The following is a 2,841-nucleotide window of genomic DNA, read 5'->3' on the forward strand; positions in this document are numbered from 1 at the left end:
GCCCTGCTGGTGTCGGCGCATCTGCGGAACGGGACCACGTTCGCCCAGCTCGCAGCGGGTTTCAATGTCGGGACGAGAACGGTCTGCCGCTACATCAGCGAGGCCGTCGACCTGCCGACCGCACTCGCACCGAGTCTCCACGAGGCAGCTCGGACTGCGTCGACGAAGGCATACGTCCTGCTCGACGGGACACTCCTGCCGATCGACCGGATCGCCGCCGACCGGCCCTTCTGCTCCGGGAAGCACAAGAAGCACGGCATGAACGTGCAGGTCCTCGCCGATCCGTTCGGCCGGCTGCTGTGGGCCTCGCTCGCACTGCCGGGAGCTGTTCACGACATCCGGGCGGCCCGCGAGCACGGCATCATCGATGCCCTCGACCAAACCCACGTCCCTTGCTGGGCGGACAAGGGATACCAGGGGGTATGCGGCACGGTCCGGGTTCCCTTCCGCGGCCGACGGGAGACACTGTCCGCAGGTCAGCAGGCCGTGCACCAGTCCCAGGCCAAGGTCCGTGCCCTCGTCGAACAAGCCATGGTCTCCCTCAAGAACTGGCGACTCCTGCGTGAACTCCGATGCTCGACCACCCCCGTCACCGGCATCGTCCAGGCCGTCCTCACCCTGCATCACGCCAGCTCAGCCAGAGGATGAAAGAGCCTCACTGACGTCGGGCGAGGCCGCCCACGGGATAGGTTCTATGTATCCCTTACAAGGCACCTCTCCGGCCGACCAGCGGGTCACAGTCCGGCCCGCAACGACGACCTTCCGCTCATAGGGGAGCGCAAGGGGAGCGCGGACGCCTTTGGACGGGGCAACACGGTGCATGAAGAGGGGGACCGCGACACGTGCTCTGATCTCGGGAAACGGCATCCTGGGACACCTCGCAGCACGTGGCAGCATGAGCCCTAACGTGCTCGTAATACGTAGGTCAAGGGTTCGATTCCCTTGGGCGGCTCGTCCGAAGCCCAGGTTACACGCCGTGTGACCTGGGCTTTTTTATGTCCGGAGTCGCATGGGGGTCCGGCTGGGTGATCGTCTTACGGCTGTGTGAGCCCTGGTCGGACGAGGGGCGGACGAGCGGGCAGCACGTGTGCCGGAGGCTGGACAGGGTGTGCCGTGGATGGTTGCTCTCCGGCGTGATGGCGCTCGTGGAACCCGGACAAGAACCCGTCCGTTCCTGCTCTGTTGACCCGAAGCCGGTGGCACCGGCCCGTACGGACTGGGGTGGCGAATGAGCGAGGCAGAACAGCTGCAGGACCAGCTTGCGACCGACCTCGCCTGGATGATGGGGGGTGCCGTCTACGGCCTGTTGGTCGCACCGACGTTGGTGCGGTGGGCCTACATGGCGTACGTGTGGGTGGTGCTGCGGCGGCGGCGTCGCCGTGGTGCCCCGCGCGCACTCGGAGGCCGGTTGCGGATGCGGCCCCGGCTGGAGGCGGCCATGGCGGAGTTCCGGCTGCCCTTCGCTCTTCGCGTGACGTTGCGAGAGCGGCTGCTGAAGGCACAGGTGCTTGCTACGGCAACAGCCGTCGTCATCGGCTGCCCCGCGCTCACCCTCTTCAACCTCACCACCCTGGACGCGCATGCCGCGGACGGGAAGATCCCGGGGCTGAGCGCGCTGATCACGACCGTTGCCGCAGTGCTGCTCTTCGCTCTGACGGCCGTCGGTGGCGCCACGCGTGTCTATGGCCCCCGCCTGGGACTGCCGGTCACCAGGATGGTGTGCAACGCGCTGATCACCGCTCACCGGGTCCGGCGCCGGGAGGCGAGCCCGTCCCGGCTGGCCGGTGCGGTCGACGGGGTGGCGGCCGTCCTGGTGCATCGGGCGAAGAAGTACCACGTGCGGCAGGAGCGGGCCGCGACCGTCGAGCACGCGAAAAGGGTCCGGGAGGCGCTGCGTCGGGACGCGCGGCGCGTGCAACGGGGAGACGCGGACGCCGTAGACGCACTCGCCGGAAAACTGGTCACTGTTCTGCACGGTCTGTGCGCCGGCACTCCGCAGAATCTGCTCCCGGAAAGCCTCCTGGTGTCGCAGCAGGTGGCTCAGAGCGAGCCGCGAAAGCGGGTGGCCGGTCTCGCTGCCCTCGGCGTCGTCCTCGGCTCCGCCCTTGCCTGCCTCCTGTCGACGGTGGGCGTCCCCGGGGAGGCGGTGGCTCCCTTGACCATCGTCACCCTGGTCCTCCCGTTGAAGCTGGGAGGTCGCTCGGAGCCGCTGCTGCGGGCAAGGGACCTGCTCGACTTCGCCCGGGGTGACAGCGAGCCGCCTGTCACCGCTCGGCGGGAACCCGAGGAGCGTCAGCCAGCCACCGCTCGTCGTGCGTAGTCGCGAGTCTCCCGTGCCGTAGAAGAGCCGGCACCCCCTGCACTAACCGCCCCCGCAGCGGCACGGTGCAAACGCGAGGGCCGACTCTCCCGGGAGAGTCGGCCCTCATCTGCGGGCGGCATCTGCGCTGCAACACACGTGACGATGTCGTCCGCTCGGTTCTTCCCGTGCTCGGTGGAGTGGAGTTCGCAGCCGTGCGGGAATCGCATGAACCGTAAGGAGCCTTGCACTTTCCACATGGAGAGGACAACCAGAAGTGGGACACGCCTGCTTCATCGACTCCCGGCGCTGTAGTCGATCCGCGGCGCTGAGTAATTTCCCGCAGGTGGATGAATTGCGAGGAGCGAGCCACCGCGCCCCGGGCTCCTTCCTAGGCGGCAGGTAGGGACATCGCTGCATCTTACTGATCATTTCAGAATGCGTTCGGCTCACAGGCTTGGCAGTTGGGCTGGTCGGCGGCAGAGTCGTGCGGGTGTCGGATGATCTGGTGCCTGATGATCTGTGGGATCGTGTCGCTCCGT

Annotated in this window: 2 protein-coding genes; both read left to right on the plus strand. The window is 67.5% G+C overall.

Annotated elements, in window-relative coordinates:
* Positions 1-648 (plus strand): IS5/IS1182 family transposase (locus H297_RS0125765; RefSeq protein WP_027739396.1); only part of this gene is annotated, 648 nt, incomplete at its 5' end.
* Between the two features lie 580 nt (positions 649-1,228).
* Positions 1,229-2,320, plus strand: coding sequence for a hypothetical protein (locus tag H297_RS0125770; RefSeq protein ID WP_027739397.1), 1,092 nt, complete (start codon positions 1,229-1,231; stop codon positions 2,318-2,320).
* Positions 2,321-2,841: the final 521 nt, after the last annotated feature.

The sequence above is a fragment of the Streptomyces sp. CNT360 genome (genome assembly GCF_000424785.1).